Source organism: Chitinophaga japonensis (genome assembly GCF_007830125.1).
Lineage (GTDB): Bacteria > Bacteroidota > Bacteroidia > Chitinophagales > Chitinophagaceae > Chitinophaga > Chitinophaga japonensis.
In genome coordinates, this window is the sequence record NZ_VLLG01000004.1 from 941,716 (window position 1) to 959,330 (window position 17,615).

13 protein-coding genes are annotated in these 17,615 nt (G+C 51.9%); 4 read left to right on the top strand and 9 right to left on the bottom strand.

The window, feature by feature from the left end:
* Positions 1-35: 35 nt before the first annotated feature.
* The 3 genes from LX66_RS20915 to LX66_RS20925 all read right to left on the bottom strand — a co-directional run bounded on the left by LX66_RS20915 (position 36) and on the right by LX66_RS20925 (position 5,472).
* Entirely contained in the window at positions 36-1,532 is a 1,497-nt protein-coding gene (locus LX66_RS20915; protein ID WP_145717163.1) for a RagB/SusD family nutrient uptake outer membrane protein, read from the bottom strand.
* 15 nt (positions 1,533-1,547) lie between these two features.
* On the bottom strand, positions 1,548-4,796 hold the full coding sequence (locus LX66_RS20920; RefSeq protein ID WP_158642700.1) for a SusC/RagA family TonB-linked outer membrane protein: 3,249 nt from the start codon (positions 4,794-4,796) through the stop codon (positions 1,548-1,550).
* A gap of 478 nt (positions 4,797-5,274) precedes the next feature.
* Positions 5,275-5,472, bottom strand: coding sequence for a hypothetical protein (locus tag LX66_RS20925; protein WP_145717167.1), 198 nt, complete (start codon positions 5,470-5,472; stop codon positions 5,275-5,277).
* 225 nt (positions 5,473-5,697) lie between these two features.
* On the opposite strand from LX66_RS20925, the gene LX66_RS20930 reads away from it, so the two are divergent.
* Positions 5,698-6,600 (top strand): hypothetical protein, encoded by a 903-nt coding sequence (locus tag LX66_RS20930; RefSeq protein ID WP_145717168.1) that lies wholly within the window; start codon positions 5,698-5,700, stop codon positions 6,598-6,600.
* Positions 6,601-6,694: 94 nt separating this feature from the next.
* Here the strand turns inward: LX66_RS20930 and xylA are convergent, their stop codons facing one another.
* Positions 6,695-8,026, bottom strand: coding sequence for a xylose isomerase (gene xylA, locus LX66_RS20935; protein WP_145717169.1), 1,332 nt, complete (start codon positions 8,024-8,026; stop codon positions 6,695-6,697).
* 111 nt (positions 8,027-8,137) lie between these two features.
* Here xylA and LX66_RS20940 point away from each other — a divergent pair, with 111 nt between their 5' ends.
* On the top strand, positions 8,138-9,154 hold the full coding sequence (locus LX66_RS20940; protein ID WP_145717170.1) for a LacI family DNA-binding transcriptional regulator: 1,017 nt from the start codon (positions 8,138-8,140) through the stop codon (positions 9,152-9,154).
* Here the strand turns inward: LX66_RS20940 and LX66_RS20945 are convergent.
* Positions 9,144-10,646, bottom strand: a complete 1,503-nt coding sequence (locus LX66_RS20945) for a sulfatase family protein (protein ID WP_145717171.1) — start codon at positions 10,644-10,646, stop codon at positions 9,144-9,146. The genes LX66_RS20940 and LX66_RS20945 overlap by 11 nt on opposite strands.
* Positions 10,647-10,718: 72 nt before the next feature.
* On the opposite strand from LX66_RS20945, the gene LX66_RS20950 reads away from it, so the two are divergent.
* Positions 10,719-11,555, top strand: coding sequence for a sulfite exporter TauE/SafE family protein (locus LX66_RS20950; RefSeq protein ID WP_145717172.1), 837 nt, complete (start codon positions 10,719-10,721; stop codon positions 11,553-11,555).
* Positions 11,556-11,567: 12 nt separating this feature from the next.
* Positions 11,568-11,966 (top strand): DUF1634 domain-containing protein, encoded by a 399-nt coding sequence (locus tag LX66_RS20955; RefSeq protein WP_145717174.1) that lies wholly within the window; start codon positions 11,568-11,570, stop codon positions 11,964-11,966.
* Between the two features lie 60 nt (positions 11,967-12,026).
* On the opposite strand, the gene LX66_RS20960 is transcribed toward LX66_RS20955, so the two are convergent.
* Genes LX66_RS20960 through LX66_RS20975 form a run of 4 tightly spaced genes read right to left on the bottom strand, consistent with a single transcriptional unit; the run spans position 12,027 to position 17,590 of the window.
* A complete protein-coding gene (locus tag LX66_RS20960) occupies positions 12,027-14,798 on the bottom strand; it encodes a CHAT domain-containing protein (RefSeq protein WP_145717176.1) in 2,772 nt (923 codons plus the stop codon).
* Positions 14,795-16,246 (bottom strand): S8 family serine peptidase, encoded by a 1,452-nt coding sequence (locus LX66_RS20965; RefSeq protein WP_145717178.1) that lies wholly within the window; start codon positions 16,244-16,246, stop codon positions 14,795-14,797. The genes LX66_RS20960 and LX66_RS20965 overlap by 4 nt, the downstream gene beginning before the upstream one ends.
* Positions 16,247-16,266: 20 nt before the next feature.
* On the bottom strand, positions 16,267-16,992 hold the full coding sequence (locus LX66_RS20970; RefSeq protein ID WP_145717180.1) for a tetratricopeptide repeat protein: 726 nt from the start codon (positions 16,990-16,992) through the stop codon (positions 16,267-16,269).
* A 1-nt stretch (position 16,993) separates the two neighbouring features.
* Entirely contained in the window at positions 16,994-17,590 is a 597-nt protein-coding gene (locus LX66_RS20975; RefSeq protein ID WP_145717182.1) for an RNA polymerase sigma factor, read from the bottom strand.
* Positions 17,591-17,615 lie beyond the last annotated feature (25 nt).

A 17,615-nucleotide genomic window follows, 5' to 3' on the forward strand; every position in this document is an offset into this window, starting at 1 on the left:
GGCGGCATTTAAAGTGGCATTTCATTTTCACCTGGTTAATGATATCCCGGGTTCTGGGTCAGGTTCTTATTCAGGGATAACTCTCTTTGCGGAATAGGATAGAGCGTATCAGCAGGCTGCCAGCCAGGGCTTTTTACCATGCTTAGCACGGCATTTGCCGTACCCGTGCGTTTCAGGTCCAGCCAGCGGTGCCCCCATTCGGTAAACAGCTCCACCCGCCTTTCCTGCGCTATGGCCGCCAGCAAGGCAGTAGGATTGCCGGCCGTAGTGGAGGACAGCCCGGCCCGCCTGCGCACACTATCTATATCGGCCCTGGCGCCGCTCACATCGCCCATCCTGGCCCTGGCCTCCGCTCTTACCAGGTATTGCTCTGCCAGGCGCAGCACCATGGAATATTCTTTTTGCTCGACGCCGGTTTGCACCTTGTACTTGGCCGGGAAGTAATACACGGTATTGTCCACAATAACACTATCTACCCAGGCTGCCCGGCGCTGGTCCCCATTTTCAAAGGCCTGCAGCAGGTGCCCGCTCAGCACGGTTGAATTGTTTTCCCCACTGCCTGGCGCCGTGCCGAGTATAAAATTCTTTCCTTCCCAGGTATTGAAGCCCTCTGCATTATTCGGCTCCAATTGCCAGATGGCTTCCCGGCTGTTTTTCAGGAACACACCGCTCAGGCTATCCAGGCTGTAGGTATTCGTTTGGCTGATCACAGCGGATGCCAGGGCTTCCGCCTGCTCCCACCGACCAGTGTACAGGTAAGCGCGGGCCAGCAATGCCGCGGCTGCCCAACGGTTGGGGCGCACCCGCTCCCCGGTTACATATACGTAGTTCTGACCCAGCCCAGGCAGTTCATCAAACCGGGCCTGGGATGCCTGCAGGTCCTGTATGAGCTGCTGGTACACCTTTTCCCCGGGCATCCGGGCCTGCACGATATTTTCCTTGTAATTGGTAGTGGTCAAATAGGGCACATTCCCAAACAAATTTACCAGGCAAAAATGGCAAAGGGCGCGTATAAACAGGGCTTCGCCCTGCAGTTGCACTTTGGTAGCCGGTGTAACGCCGTTGGACCTTTCCAGTCCTTCCAGCACCGCATTGGCGGCATAAATATGCTGGTAGGCCTCATTCCACAAGGCGGTTTCAATAGCGGCATTCGCAGGGCTGATGGCATTCCCGTAAAACTCCCGTGGTATTGCTTCCGTGGAATAACTTTCCAGTTCGTCTGCAGAAAGAGCGCCCAGAACAGTCAGGCTCCTGGTATTGCCGCTGAACAGGCCATTCTGGCTCAGCATTTTGCCATAGATGCCAGTTACGGCCGCCCTGGCCGTTATATCACTGGTAAAGATCACCGGCTCATAGGTTTCTGTGCCCGGCAAAGGCACGTCAATAAACTTTTTGCAACCCGGCGTTGCGAAAAGAAAAAGTGAAAAAGAAAAAAGAAAAAAGAACATCCTGGGAGCGGTATAGCACTTCTCTTCCCTCCCCCTGTTGGAGAGCCTGTAAAGAAATAATATTTGTTGATCCAGTTGCTTCATATACACAAGGCGTCTTTAAAGGGTGAGTTGCAGGCCCAGGGTCCATACCCGTAGAGGCGGGTATACATCTTGGTCTGCAGCCACTTCCGGGTCCCGGCCTTTATAGGGGGTGATAGTAAACAGGTTCTGCCCCTGCAGGTAAAAGCGTGCATTTTTTAAATGCGCAGCTTTCAGCCATTTGTCCGGCAAGTGGTAACCCAGGCTCAGGTTCTTCAGGCGTATAAAGGAGGCGTCTGTAATAGCAGCATCGCTTCTTCCCAGGTTGAAATCTGCATCCACAGCTTCTTCTCCATAGGCTTGCGTAAACCGCTGCACATTGCCACTGCTGCCCTGGGCCTGCCAGCGGTCCATTACCCCTGCCGGCTGGTTAATCATAGCCACTCCCGGGGCATTGTAGGTATACAAATAATTGAACTGGTGCTGCTTCACAAACTGGATCAACACATCCAGTTGCCAGCCCTTGTATTGCAAGCTATTCTGCAAGCCGCCATACAAAAAGGTACCGGTTCTCTTGGTAGCCACATAATCGGCATACGATAACTTGCCATCCTTGTTGGCATCCTCAAACTGGTAAATGCCCGTGACGGGATCTATTCCCAAATAACGAAATCCTTTCAAGATGTCCAGGGACTGCCCCACCACGTAAGTATTGTTATAGGAGCTATTTTCAATATTGGGAAATGCCAGCAGCTTATTACTGGGAATGGTGATATTAAAGGCCGTGGTCCAGCTCACGCGTTCGTTCTTTATATTCACCATGTTTAATTCCAGTTCTATACCGGTATTTTGCACCAGGGCCGGGAAATTGCTGATGATGGTATTAAAGCCGCTCATACCGGGCAAGGCGTACTCTACCAACTGGCTGGAGGAACGGTTGCGGTAATAGCCGGCCCGGAACAGTAACTGGTCCTGCCGGAAACCCAGTTCCAGCCCTATTTCCAGCTTTTTACTCAGTTCCCAGCTATAGTCCGGGTTATAGAGGCGGGTGGGCGATTGGCCCCTAAGCCCATCATAAATGGAAGAAGGAGAATAAGTGGAATAATAGCCATAATCCGCGATCTGGTCATTACCCGTGCTGCCATAGCTGGCCCGCAGCTTGCCATAGCTCAGGAAAGGCAGGGTGTGTCGTACCCATGGCTCCGTCGAAAACAGCCAGGCTGCGCCAATGGATCCGAAATTCGCAAATTGCCGGCCGGGACCAAAGCGGCTGGAGCCGTCCCGCCTGCCGGTTAGGTTGAGAATATATTTGCCCTGCCAGTTATAGGTAATGCGCCCAAACAAGGCGCTATAGCGGTATTGGTAATAAGCCGATCCAAAAGGAGAGAGACTGGTGGCTGCCTGCATATTTTCCAGCAGAGCGTCGCTGGTAAAACCGGTGGCGAATACTGCTTCCTGCTCCCGTACATCCTCCTGGAAGGTGGTACCAACCAGCGCCTCAAGCGTACCGTCACCCAGGTGCCCCCGGTAACTAGCCTGGGGTTCCACAATCCAACTGTTGATGCTACCTGCAGAAAAATAGGAAACCCCCGGCTGATTATATACCGGGTTAAAAGAGCGGATGGGATTCGGTTGGACTTCGTCCATCAGCATCCAATTGTAGCCCCCGCTGGTTTTCAGCTCCAGGGCATGATTCTCCTGGTCCAGTATTTTATAGCTCAACACAGCGTTAGTCAGCAGGTTCTGGGTCTTGCCCTTATAGGTCCTCATTAATTCCGCCATAGGGTTACCGACAAAGGTCCCCCCCTCCCAGTTCAGGGAGCCACCCGCATTATAAACCTCCGGTGCATTAGGCGCGGTGCTTGAAAAGGCCGCCAAGTCTTTTCTCGGCAAATAATTCTTTTCCGACACAAAATTGGAAACAACGGACACCTTACCCCGTTGATCAGGCGTGTACAGGGCAAGGTAAATACCCCCAGCGGCTTTCTGGTAGTTAAAGCTTGCGGGGTACGCCGTTGTTTCCCGCCGGTACCCTCCATTTATACGGACTTGCGTAGTGGCGCTTCCACCGGAGAAGGCCAGTTGGCCGTCTGTGATTTTTGCTGTCCCTCCCAGCAGCAGCTCCTGCCAGTCCGTATAACGTGTGGTGTCCCAACGTGTGAGATCATAATCAAAGGCATGTGGTTGTGTGTTATCATTCGCAAATGCTTCCCGGCGCATTTGCAGGTATTGCTCCGTATTTAAATATTGCACGCCATGCGCCATCTTCCCGATGCCGGTATAAATGTTCGCATCCATCTGCAGCTTACCTTCCTTCCCTTTTTTGGTGGTGATCAGTATCACCCCGTTGGCGCCCCTTGATCCGTAGATGGCAGTGGCATCCGCATCTTTCAGTACTTCAATGCTTTCAATATTTGCTACATTGATCATGTTCAGGGGATTGGAGGCGCCCAGGGGGCTGATGCTTCGCCCATCCTCCAGTATATTGTTCAACGTTAGTGAGGTTCCCGGAAACGGCACCCCGTCTACAATATACAGCGGGTTGTTCCCTGCTGCGATACTGTTGCGCCCGCGCAGCTCCACCTTCACCTCCCCGCCCGGCAAGCCGGTCTTTTGAATAATATTCAGGCCAGGTACACGCCCCTGTAAGGCCAGCAGCGGGTCAGACACCGGTTGTTGGGCAATCTCCTCTCCCGTCACCCTGCTGATGGAACCGGTCAGGTTGCGCCGGGTACTGGTGCCGTAAGCTATCACCATTACCTCGTCCAGTCCTGTCACTGCCCGCACCAGTTGTACGCTCAGCGAAGAGTCGCTCTCTACCTGCATTTCTTTTGGGAAGTACCCGATGCAACTGATGGTCAAGGTTGTGTTTTTCCTGATATTAGATAATGTGAATCTTCCTTTTCTATCAGTATGGTCGCCTTTTTGCATACCATTTACGATCACGGACGCGTTCCGCAGGGGTGCGCCCTCCTGGTCGGTGACCAGACCCGTTATTTCCATGGTCTTTTCCCCGGGCAGCTTGCCCAGTAGCGGGTCGCCAGGTTTCCTGGGCACGATCACGAACGTTTCCTCCCGGTAGTACCAGGTAAGCCCCTTTTTCCTTAGTATCCAGGCCAGCACATTATCCAGCGGCTCCTGCTTAAAGGTAACGGTGATCTTTTCTTCGCTGCTCAACTGCTCGTCATTATAAAATGCCTGCAGCCGGGTCTGGTCCCACACAATACTGAAGAAGTCCGCCAGCCGCATGTTCTTTGCCTGGTATGACACAGGCCGCTCACCCGGTCCGGACTGGGCTTTCAGGCCGGGCAATGCCGTTCCCGCCAATAGGATCCAAGAAATTAAAAACCGATAAGACATATGAAATAGGGGCTCATCACGTTTTTTCATATAGGGTGGATATATGACACCTTATATGTACGATTTTTTTGGTTGTAACTATTTTCCAGGCAGAGATGTCTGATGTTCCCCTTTCGACAAATATACAGTAAGGACACTTTTAAACATTCAAATGGTCTATTCCTTTGAAAAAAAATTTAATTTTCTTCAATATCGTCCCCCTTTATTTCGTAAATATTTTTAGCTAATGTGTTGATTTCAACCGATTACATGCTCGTTTAAAGGATCTAGCAGGCGTCCCATAAATGTAGGATTCCTAACAGTATTTTTCCGTATTCAACCCCTTGAAGTAGAAAGTGCGGCAACAGCAAAAAAGAACAGGCAGGCGGGGCTTTCACTCCCGATGCCTGCCTGCCGTCAAACAGTAGCATGTGCAATTCCTGTAAGTGTCTGGCTCCTTAACGGATCAGCCCACGTTGAGCAAATTTTTGATGCTCTTAATGGCTTCAGGCACCAGCCCTGCGGCCAATACCAACTGATTCTGAACAAAATATCCTGCCACGTCCAAAAGTCCGCCTACTCCATCTAAAAGCCCGCCCCCGGAGTGCTCGTTCATTTCTTCCTTTGAAAGTTCGGTGAATGCATGCAGATCTGTGTTTTTCATAGTGCTTCGATAATTTGGTTAACGCCTACTCTTTTCGCTTTTCGGCAATCGCGCGAATGAAATTATTAAAACCTATATGAGTAGCCTACAACCTGCATGGATAAACAATTCCTGGTATGAATAATGGCGCATGCTCATTCCTTGTAAACTTTGGTTAGCTTGCACCCTAATTAAAAACGTTCACTACCATCAGTAAGCGTACCGGTTTGTTTAATCTTCATGCATATGCAACATACCTATCATTGTTCGGGAAAAATGCGCCCCATCTTATGCATCGTGTATGCCTTGACTATTTTTGCTTGTAAGGAGTCCGCTCAGAATTTAACTGCAACACAAAAAGAAGGAACCCAAACTATTGAGCTGCTGGCAGATGCACAATCCTGGTATAACACCCAAATGGCATCGGCTCCGCCAGGAAAGCAGGGTAAAGCACCCGACAGGCTATTTGTGAAACCACTATGGAATATTGCAAAGAATGCAACCGCGGACGGGAAGACGATTAAAGCGCCGGTATCGGATTACGCCTTAAGAAATATTGGCTATGCCTGGTACCATTTTACGCGGGATAAGGATGGAGCGGTACAGGGATGGGTCTTTGAAGTATTATATAAGCCATCCTACTGGTGGAAGAAAGCAGATGAAGCAAAGGCAAATCATGGTGTAATAAAACCGGTGAAACTGGATTTTACCGGGGTCATACTCCAGTATGACATCTTTGGCCATTTTATTACCGGCCGGTCTTATAGAAATGGAAAACTGATGACCAAAATAGTCCCACGGGAATCAGCCAGGGCACAACAACTAGCAATAACATCCGCTACTATTGATCCCGGAGATGATACAGATGATGGAATTACTGGTTGGGTGATCGATTTGCCAGGGGTGGACATCAGCCCGGATCCGTCAGAACCGCCGCCGCCGGGATGGGAGCCTTCTGACTCAACAACCGGCTTCTATACACCTCCCGGTGAGCCTGCGGATTATGTACCGGGAGTGGATGTAAACGAAGGAGGTACCATCACTTCTGTTATTACAGCGAGCAGCACTATTGATGATCCACTGGAGCCCGCAGATGTTCCGGCACCTGTGAATGACAGTGCAAAAAAGTCTCCAGATCATAACCCTTGAAAACCACAGCAGCAACCAACAACAAAACGGCCGTCTCCTTCTTACAGGAAACGGCCGTTGATAGTGGATCGTTATAGTTGTGTTATGTATCCGCTTAAATATACCGGTTCACCAGGTTCTCCAGGTACTCCTGGCGGCCGCTGGTCACTGCCGGTTCGCCCTGTGCGGCGGCGAAATTGCGCAGGTCTTCGAGTGATAGCTTGCCGGCTTCAAATTCCTTCCCTTTACCGCTGTCATAGGAAGCATAGCGCTCCTGGCGGATCTTGCGGTACGCTGACTTTTGCAGGATGTTATCTGCCGTGATCAGCGCGCGGGCAAAAGTATCTACGCCGCCAATGTGCGCATAGAAGAGGTCTGCAGGGTCCGTAGAGTTCCTGCGGATCTTGGCGTCGAAGTTAATACCGCCGCCGCCGAAGCCACCGGCTTCCAGGATGATCAGCATGTATTCCGTTACTTCATTGATATCGTTCGGGAACTGGTCCGTATCCCAGCCATTCTGCTGATCGCCGCGGTTGGCGTCAATAGATCCCAGCAGGCCGGCATCTGCCGCTACCTGCAGCTCATGCTGGAACGTATGGCCGGCCAGTGTAGCGTGGTTCACTTCCAGGTTCAGCTTGAAATCGTTCAGCAGGTCGTACTGGCGCAGGAAACCGATCACGGTAGCCGCATCATAGTCGTACTGGTGCTTCGTAGGCTCGCAGGGTTTAGGCTCTATAAAGAAAGTGCCTTTGAAGCCCTGCTTGCGGGCATAGTCCCTGGCCGTTTGCAGGAAGCGGGCCAGGTGCTCCTGCTCCCGTTTCATATTGGTGTTCAGCAGGCTCATATAACCTTCACGGCCACCCCAGAATACGTAGTTCTCACCCCCCAGGGCAATGGTGGCATCCAGCGCCGCTTTTACCTGTGCGCCGGCATGGGCCAGCACATGAAAATCGGGATTGGTAGCCGCACCATTCATATACCGGCGGTGGGAGAACAGGTTGGCAGTGCCCCACAGCAGCTTCACGCCGCTGTCCGCCTGCTTCTGTTTGGCGTACTCCGTAAGCGCCTGCAGGCGCTTTTCATTCTCCGCTACATCGTTCCCGTAATCCACTACATCCACGTCATGAAAACAGTAGTACGGCATCCCCAGCTTGGTGATAAACTCGAAAGCCGCGTCCATCTTGTCTTTTGCCCTTTCTACCGGGTCGCTTTTCTCATCCCAGGGGAAAACATGGGTAGGGCCGCCGAAAGGATCGGCGCCGTTGCCGCAGAAGGAATGCCAGTACGCTACTGCAAAGCGCAGGTGCTCCTTCATGGTTTTTCCGGCCACGGTCTTATTTTCATCATACCAGCGATAAGCCAGCGGGTTGTCGGTCTCAGGCCCTTCATAACGGATCTGTCCTATACCGGAGAAGAACTCCTTGCTGCCAGTGACAATTTTTGCCATAGTGATTGAATTGTATCAGTTTAATAATAATGCATTGATTTATGCCAACGTTGGCATAAAAATAAAATAAACCATGAAAAAACCAAAACCTGTTATTAAAATTGTACCCGGATGCAAAAAACAACCATACATGACATAGCCCGGGAGCTGAATATCACCTTTTCCACGGTAGCCCGGGCCCTGCGGGATCACCCGGCCATCAGCGAAGCCACCAAAGCGGCAGTCCGTGAAATGGCGGAAAAGCTCAACTACCGCCAGAACAAGCTGGCCTCCTCCCTGCGCTCCGGCAATACGCATATCATCGGGGTGATCGTGCCCAGCCTGCATGTGAGCTTCTTCAGCTCCGTAGTGCACGGGATAGAGAAAGTGATGAACGAGAACGGGTACAGCATCCTCCTGTACCAGTCCAATGAGCTGCAGCAACAGGAGATCAGGGGCATTGCCACCTTCCTGCAGTCGCGGGTAGACGGCATTATCTCCTCCATCACCCTGGAAACGGAGGACTACCGGCATTATGAAGAGATCAAAAAACGTAATATCCCCCTGATCTTTTTTGACCGCGACGTCGCGGCGCTGGATACGCCTTCGGTGACCATCAACGACCACGAGGGTGGTTTCATTGCCACGGAGCACCTGGTGCAACAGGGCTACCGGCGCATTGTGCATATTACCGCTACCCAGGCCCTCCCTATCTTCCAGGAACGCCTCCGGGGATACAAGGACGCCCTGCTGCGCTACGGGATACCGGTGCGGGAAGAGCTGATACTGCAGGGACAGTTCTCCCTGGAATTCGGCAAGGCCTGCATCCGGCAGTTGCGGGAGCGGGGCATTCCCTTTGACGCCGTATTTGCCCTGGAAGACTATACCGCCATGGGCGCCATCCAGCAACTGCAGGCAGATGGCATAGCCGTCCCGCAGGAAACAGGCGTGATCGGCTTTGCCAACGAATCTTTCGGCGCGCTGGTCAGCCCGGGACTTTCCACCATCGATCAGCAGACCGTTAAAATGGGAGAAGAGGCGGCCCGGCTCTTCCTGGCCACCGTGCGGGACAAGCAGCACAAGCCCCGCAAAGTGGTGCTGGAGCCGGTGCTGATAGCGCGGGCGTCTACGAAAAAGATCATTTCATAATGTCCTTCAGCTCATCTGCCATCTTTTTCACAACCCCCGGATGCTGCGCCGCTACGTTTTGCTGCTCGGCAATATCTGTTTCCAGGTTGTATAGCTGCGGCCGTTCGCTCATACCGGAAGCGATATGAACATTGCTCAATATTTTCGGCCCTTTTTTCGGGGCGATGTACTTCCAGTTCCCGCTGATGAGCGACATGGCCCTCCCCTGCTCTACCAGGCTTTCCCTCCCTTTATCCGTACGGCCCAGCAATGCGGCTGATATATCCTCGCTGTCCTGTGCATCGCCTGCCGGCACCTTTTGCCCGGTGAGCGCAGCGAGGGAGGCCAGCAGGTCCACCTGGCTCACCAGGGCGGCAGAGCGGCCGGGCTTTACCTTACCGGGCCAGCGCACGATAAAGGGCACGCGGGTGCCAGCCTCAAACGCGCTGTATTTGCCGCCGCTCAACGGCCCTGCCGGCCGGTGGCCGCTCAGGAGCGCTATCGCCCCATCCCGGTAGCCGTCGTCCAGCACCGGGCCGTTGTCGCTGCTGAAAATCACCAGCGTCTTATCCGTCAGCCCCAGGCTGTCCAGCGTATGCAGGAGCCGGCCCACGCACCAGTCCAGTTGCAGGATGGCGTCGCCGCGTGGTCCCATACCGCTTTTGCCCACAAAGCGCTCATGCGGGTCGCGGGGCACATGGATATCATTCGTTGCGAAATACAGGAAGAAAGGCTGCTCCCGGTGCATAGCTATAAAACGTTGGGCCCTGGCCGTAAGGGTATCCGCCACATCCTGGTCCCGCCAGAGGGCAGCCCGGCCACCGGTCATATAACCGATACGCCCGATGCCGTTAATGATCGTATTGTCATGACCGTGGGTGGATTGCATCCGCAGCAGCTCCGGGTGCTCCCGGCCCGTAGGCCAGTCGCCCACCGGCTTTTGATAGTCAACGGTAATAGGGTCCTGCAGGTCCAGCCGTACGATCCGGTGGTTTTCCACGTACACGCAGGGCACCCGGTCCAGGGTAGCGGGAATAATGAAAGATTCGTCAAAGCCCAGCTCCAGCGGCCCCGGGCGGATCTCCCCGTTCCAGTCCGGCCCATCCGGGCCGCCCAGCCCCAGGTGCCATTTGCCCACCACGCCGGTGGTATAGCCCGCCTGTTTTAGTACGGAAGCAACCGTGGCGCGCCCGGTGTCAATGATCAGGGAAGCATCGCCCGGCGCTACGCCGGTGCCCTTCTTCCGCCAGGCATACCGCCCGGTCAGGAAGGAATAGCGGGACGGCGTACAGGTAGCGGAGGAGGCATGGCCGTTGGTAAACAGCAGCCCCTGCTCCGCCAGGCGGTCGATGTTTGGCGTGCTCACCTTTACCGCGCCGTAGCAACTAACATCGCCATAACCTACATCATCCGTATAAATGAACACGATATTGGGCCGGGATGGCTGGGCCTTTGCCATGCCCGTAACAAGGCAGGCCAGGATGCCTGCCAGTGGCAATAACAGTTTTTTCATAACCCTTTAAAAATAATAAATCTCAATTATCCTACCTTTGGTTTTTATTGCGTACCAACCGTTTAACCAACCATGACCATTCTAACATTTACGCTCATCCTCCTGGGCGGAGCATTCCTGGCTGGACTGCTCGGCTCACTGACCGGCCTGGGAGGCGGCGTTGTGATCATTCCACTGCTGACGCTCGGATTCCATGTAGACATCCGTTACGCCATTGGCACGGCCCTGATTGCGGCCATTGCCACCTCCTCCGGCTCCGCCTCCGCCTATGTTAAAGAAGGCATTACCAATATCCGGCTGGGCATGTTCCTGGAAATAGCCACCACTACCGGGGCTGTGGCCGGCGCTTTGCTGGCCGTGTACATGCCCACCAGCTTCGTGGCGGTGATCTTCGGGGTGGTGCTCATTGTTTCGGCGCTGCTCTCCGCCCGGCCCAAAAGCAGCCACCTGGAAACGGCGGATAAAAGCCGGCTGGCCCGGCAACTGCACCTCAACGGCAGTTATCCCACTCCCACCGGCACCGTTGCCTACAAAGTAACCCGTGTGCCCGGCGGCTACCTGGTCATGACCATTGCCGGCGTGCTTTCCGGCCTGCTGGGCATCGGCTCCGGCGCTTTAAAGGTGCTGGCCATGGACAACATGATGCGCGTGCCCTTCAAAGTGTCCACCACCACCAGCAATTTTATGATCGGTGTAACGGCGGCTGCCAGCGCCGTGGTATACCTGCAGCGGGGATACATTGACCCGGGCCTCTGCCTGCCGGTAGTGCTGGGCGTACTGGCCGGCGCGCTGGGCGGCACCCGGATACTGGCCAGGGCCAATACCAAATGGCTGCGCCTTACTTTCTGCGTGGTGATCACGCTGCTGGCATTACAGATGATCTATAACGGCATTACAGGGAAATTATAAATACCGCGACGAATGAAACGGCTTTTTTCCAAAAACTACTGGGCAGACCGCGATGTACAGATATTACTGGGCACCCTGCTGCGTTACGGGGTGATCGTATCCAGTATCGTGGTGATGCTGGGCGGCGTGATCTACCTATTCCGTCACGGGCAGGAAGCGCCGGAGTACCACGCCTTTGCCGGCCCCAATGATCGCTGGGACAACCTGCCGGCTATCCTGCGGGGCATGTGGCACGGCCATGGCATGGAGATCATCCAGTTGGGCGTGGTGATGCTGATCGCCACCCCGATTGCGCGGATCGTTTTCTCCGTGCTGGCTTTTTTTATTGAAAAGGATTATTTGTATGTGGGGATCACGTTGGTGGTGCTGGGCGTGATCATGTTCAGCATGATCGGAGGACTGGGAGGGTAAATATTTATTATGATTGAGCTTATACAGGGCGATATTAGGCGGTGGCGTGGACCTGCTTCATCAGCGCATTTTCCCATATCTGTAAAAAATAGCGAGGCCCAATATAATGGCCAGGGCGACAGCAATGCCATATTTTAACTTTCCGGTCGCAGTTTTCTTTTCCTGTTGTAGCTTCCCTGCCTTCCCAATAAAAATGCAGGAAGCCCAGAAATATGGAAGCTCATATGTTCTATCATTCTGCTGTAGAAATTCCAGCTTAGCCTTGTTCAGTGCTTCATCACCGTCCATGCCTTCATTAAGGTATTTATAAAACAACTCCATCAATTGGTAGGTAGCCTTATTGTCAATCTGCCATAAATTGGTGACGGTCATAGGAATACCGGCTCCCGCAAAGCCGCGTGCCAGGCTAAATATACCTTCTCCCCGTATGTTCTTACCTGTACCTGTATTACAGGCAGATAATACGATCATTTTTGTTTGCACGTTCCCAAGCAGTTGTAATTCAGTAAGCCTAAGCGTTGAATCGCGGAAATAAATGACAGGTTCCTGCACCAGGCTATCAGCATCCGCATGTGAATACAGGTGCACAATCGGATACAATGGTAAACTGCCAAAGAAACGCCTTTTCGTTGCTGCTTCCTTAATTAAAAAAGTAGCGGATGAAAAATGGCTTGCTATTTTTTTTAATGAACGATCTGCATCGGCAAGCGCCGGCTTTTGCAGCCGTGACTCATAATGAACCGGTGCAATTCCAAGCAGGCTGCTCTGCAACGACATTGACTCATCACTGTATCTCATTAAATAACTGGCGGAATAGGTATAGCTGAACACATACTTTTTCAATAGAAAACTGGTACTCACTGCCGGGTCTGTCAACAACAACTCAAAGGGAACAAATTGATCATCCTGTGAAATGATCACTCGTCCCGGAGGAATATGCAATGGCCTAAACAAGCTGTCATGCAACTGACCGGCCAGTTGCCGGTAACGTATATATTGCAGGTTCAGGGTCGATTTATCTGAGCAAAGCGCTAACAGCTCTCTGACGACAGCATTATAATTTTTAAAATGATGCTTGCTTAAAGTGATAGTATCTGCATTGATCATTAACGTATAGATCAGGCTGTCACTATTGAAATACTCCACCAGTGACTGATTGTCTCTTAAGCAACGTGCACGGATATCGCCGACGGTATAAACGGTGGTATCATATTTATACTGATAGTACACCGGATACTTCTCCTCCAGCGTTCCCAGATACTTTTCCAGTTCTTCAGCAGTTGCAAACAATTGCTGCCTGAGCATGTTATAGGCCGGCGTACTCTCTTCCAGTATCGATAACTGCTGCCGTAAGGAAAATAATTTAACCCTGAGCTGCCGTTCCCTGGCAACATCTGATGGTGCGAGATATTTTTGCGCGCCCAGTTCATTCAACTTATCATTTAACAGTATTGCCCGGCTTCTTTCAAAAAAGAAAAATGCCATTTCCGGACGATCAAGCTGATAACAGGTTTCGATAGCCATTTCATACATTCCCTTTATCTTTTCCCGCCAGAATAGTTTGGAATGCTCACTGTATTGCCTCCGGCGCATCTGGTCAACCATTTTGTCTGCCACCCGGAAAGTGCCCAGCGCCGCATGCAGCAAGGAGGCGTCCCCTTCCGTTCTATATAGTTCCAGCATCGCTTCCGCCTTATTGGCCAGCAGTGTATATACAAAATAGTCATTACCTACCATCTTAAGCATATCGGTAGATGGATTGTGCTGCAGCACAGTGTCTTTAAAGGGTATGGGCATTGCCGCCAACCCTTTCTGGTAGTAGAGCAATGCTTTGCGATGTGCTTTACGCCCTGCATAAAGCGCCCCGACATTATTATACAAGCCAGACAGCAAATAGGCGTCTTTTGCCTGCCGGGCCAACTCAATGCCCTGCATATAACAGGCAATAGCCCTTTGGGGGTTATTCAGTTCCCTGTCATAGATATAGTACCCCAGATCAATTATATTACGTACGGCCTGTATCAGATTTTTACAACGCAGATTTAGAGCGATCGCCTTCCTGTAATAAGTAATAGCGGCATAAGCGCTTTTCTTTTTACCCAGCAGCCTGCCGTAAATTGAACAGATAACGGCAAGCCTTTCATCAGATATTTCACGGCCACTGGTAAAAAAACGCAATGGCTGCTGCATGGTGCTTTCTGCTGCCGCAACATCATCCAGGTACAATTGCGCCTGCGCCTTCTGTAACATCATACTTACTTCAAAAGAAGTATCTTTCATCTCCCGGGCCAACAATATGCCCTTATCGGCTGTTTCAATACTTTTCTGATAATCTGCTGCTTCCCAGAAACAAAAAGCCTTTCGCTCATAGGCCATGAGCGCTATGTATGTTTTCTCCGGGAATTGTAATCCCACAGTAATACAACTGTCAAAATAGCTATTCGCCTCGGCCAGGAGGTACAGCCGTTCATAATACAAGCCCAGGTTAAACAATGAGTGGGTCAGAAAAGAGCGTTGTGCACCCGGCGTACCTGCACTATTGATGTCGGCCGCTTCCCTGGCATAGCGAATGGCCTTTTCAACATCCCCGGTTGCCCGGTATGCGCTGCCCAACCGGTGTAATATGCGGGCACGGATACTGTCCCTTGCTGTGCTGCAGCGGATATGCAGGGACAGTAACCGCTGCAGCTTTTGCATGCTTTGCGCTGGCGGCTCATTACTTTGCTCCACCGCCACAATTTCCCGCATCCAGGCAGCACCGGATGAAGGGCATTGCGCCGGGCTGGCATTGCCGGACAGTACACAGAGCAATATCAATATATACCTTATCAAGGTTGCTTATGCTTAATGAACTTCCCTCCCCGTATATAGTTTTTGTCGGCCAAGGGGGGCTCTTTCGTAACTATGCCGGGAATGTCCATCAAAGCCTGCATTACCTTTCCTTTTGTATTACCCTGCGCGTTGTCCACCGTCCGCGGTAAAAATGCCCCGATTTGCCCGGTCGCAATCGCTGCGGCAAAGGACGATCCCCTGACATATTCCTGCTCCCCGGCGGGATAAAATATAAACGGCCCCAGGAACTCCATACGCCGCCCTCTTACCCGGTCAGCCTTCACCCCCAGATCAACATACCGGGCGGAGTAATTCTGGGCAGGGCTGACGCTGCTGCCGTCTGTTGTGGTAACCGTTATGACACTATTAGCATCCCCGCTCAGGCAGGCCGGGTAAAACTTGTGATGGCCAAGATCACGAAGTGAATCTGCCGGGACCTTCCTGTCAAGACGCGCCTTCTCGTCCACATCACGCATTTCGTTACCTGCGGCCGCAATGAATAGTATACCCGCTTCCGGCAACACTTCTGTGATCAGTTTGGTCAGGTAAGGATGGGGGATCGTGTCGTAGTAATAGAATCCCCAACTGGCATTGATAATACGGGCCTTCATTTCCTTCGCGTAATGGATAGCGCAGATGCAATCAAACAGATCACCGTTACCATCCTTGTCATGTGTCTTTAAAGTCATTATCTGCACAAAATTCCTTGAAAATTGCGCCGTGGAAAATGCCTCCGCAATATACCCGCTCACCAGCGATCCATGCCGGCCTTTATTATCATCCCGGATATTGGCGTTTTTATCTACAAAGTTCCAGCCGCGTATATCACCCGGATAACAACTCACATCCCTGTCTGAAAGCACAGGCCTTTCCGCTTTGTTAGTCCACAGGAAATGTGCAAGCTGAAATTGAACCGTATCAATACCAGTATCCAATACGGCGATGACGATCGTGTCCCTGCCTGCGCCATCTATAGGACGGAAGGATGTCTCGGCTCTGAAGTGGCCGCTTTCCCAGGGCAGCACCGGGACATACTCTACGGGCAGTTTACTGATAAAGTTCCGTGAATAATAGGCAATGGTGTCTTCTCCAACATCCTTGCTGCTGCCGGCAGCGCCACCGCCCACGCCTTCTGAATGAATAACATTATGTATATCCTTTGCCTTCCATAGCTCCACATAGGAGCCGCAATTACCACATTGCCGGATATCAACCCTGTTGATCCCTGATCTCGCGAGCTCAGCTTTGATCCTGGCTTTGCTTACCTGATATTCCCCTTCCTTAAATGCTATGATAATTTCATCTTCCTCATATCCTTTATAGGATGATGCTTTCTCCCTCTCCTCCTTCTTTATAACAGGTTTTCCTTTTGCATCCTGTGCCCGGCAGCATTGTACGATTAACAGGGCCAACAATAAAACAGGCATGGCGCCCATACATTTTTTCATGATGCTATGTTATTTGAGGTTTAAAAATGGCGTATCCAGGCTTCCGCTGTTTGGCTGCCGGGAAGCCGCTGCTCAATGATCGCCTGCAGTATTTTCCGCGCTTCCTCTTTGTCATTACCGGCAGATCGTCGCATCAACGTAACCGCTTTGTAAAAGGGGCCAGGGTTTGCATACAGGCCCTGGTGCGCACTAAGCGTATCAAACTGCCTTAACGCTTTATCATATTCACCGGTTACCAGATATATAAGCCCAAGATGTTTACGGGCTTCCGCCGCCTGCGTTCCCTGCCGGCACAGCGACAGAAAGATCTGCTCGGCCGTTATAAACTCCTGCCGGTTAAAAGCGGCAATCCCCAGTTGCAGGCTGTCCTGCCGGCCCATAGTAACGGGCAGCACTTTCAGCTCACGGTCAATATACCGCTCAGCAAGTTGCCGTGGGGAAGGCGGTTGCAGCAACAACCATCCTATCAATACCAGCAGGCAGGCGGCCGCCGCATACAGCAGCCATTGCCGGATGCGGGACTGGGGTTTAACAACACCCGCTGACAACTGCTGATACAGTTCGTCAAAAGTTTTGCGCTTTTGCTCCAGCAAGGTGGCCCTTACGCTTTGTCGGGCAGCGACATAGAAACTTACCGCCTCCGCAAAGGCCATATCTGTTTCACAGCGACGCGCAAAGGCCGCTTTTTCCTCTTCAGGCATCTCTCCCTGGAAATAGCGATCTATGTATGCCAACACGTCCTCCATATCAGCGCCTGATTGGTTTTACCTTTTCCCTTAATTTCTCCAGGCAACGGAGCCTTGTGGTTTTAACCACCTCCGGCGATTGATATTGCATTTGCAGTGCAATCTCACGGTCGCTGTACCCATCTTCAAAGAGCAACAATAACTGCTGGCATTTCTCCCCTATTTCCCGAAGCTTTTGCATCATCAACCAACGATCGCTTTTATCAACCAGTTGCTGTATAACGGTACGCGCCCTGTCCGGCAATGCAGTGACCAGCAGGTCTATTACCTCTGTATCATGTACGCTGCTTTTATTGGTCGTTTTTTTTCGCACGAGGTCAACACATTTATTCATAAAAATCTGATAGGCGTAGGATTTTAACGAAGAACGGCCTTCAAACCGGCCATTAATGATATGTTCAATAACACTGAGCATGGTATCAGAGTAGGCGCTGGCGCATTCATCTTCAGGAAGATGATATTTCCTGGCGCCCTGGCTGATAAAATAAAAGAAATGCTCGTACAGTTTTTTCTCGGCAATACGGCGCTCCGCACCACCCGCCTGCAGACTGTCAACCAGGGTTACTTCAGCATTGAGGGATTTGCCCAGGTGAAACATAGTAGAAGAAGAGGGTCTGTAATAC

Coding starts and splice junctions, on each gene's coding strand:
- LX66_RS20930 (WP_145717168.1), top strand. CDS start 5,698: ATGCAACATACCTATCATTGTTCGGGAAAAATGCGCCCCATCTTATGC.
- LX66_RS20945 (WP_145717171.1), bottom strand. CDS start 10,646: ATGAAAAAACTGTTATTGCCACTGGCAGGCATCCTGGCCTGCCTTGTT.
- LX66_RS20925 (WP_145717167.1), bottom strand. CDS start 5,472: ATGAAAAACACAGATCTGCATGCATTCACCGAACTTTCAAAGGAAGAA.
- LX66_RS20915 (WP_145717163.1), bottom strand. CDS start 1,532: ATGAAGCAACTGGATCAACAAATATTATTTCTTTACAGGCTCTCCAAC.
- LX66_RS20950 (WP_145717172.1), top strand. CDS start 10,719: ATGACCATTCTAACATTTACGCTCATCCTCCTGGGCGGAGCATTCCTG.
- xylA (WP_145717169.1), bottom strand. CDS start 8,026: ATGGCAAAAATTGTCACTGGCAGCAAGGAGTTCTTCTCCGGTATAGGA.
- LX66_RS20970 (WP_145717180.1), bottom strand. CDS start 16,992: ATGGAGGACGTGTTGGCATACATAGATCGCTATTTCCAGGGAGAGATG.
- LX66_RS20975 (WP_145717182.1), bottom strand. CDS start 17,590: ATGTTTCACCTGGGCAAATCCCTCAATGCTGAAGTAACCCTGGTTGAC.
- LX66_RS20940 (WP_145717170.1), top strand. CDS start 8,138: ATGCAAAAAACAACCATACATGACATAGCCCGGGAGCTGAATATCACC.
- LX66_RS20955 (WP_145717174.1), top strand. CDS start 11,568: ATGAAACGGCTTTTTTCCAAAAACTACTGGGCAGACCGCGATGTACAG.
- LX66_RS20965 (WP_145717178.1), bottom strand. CDS start 16,246: ATGAAAAAATGTATGGGCGCCATGCCTGTTTTATTGTTGGCCCTGTTA.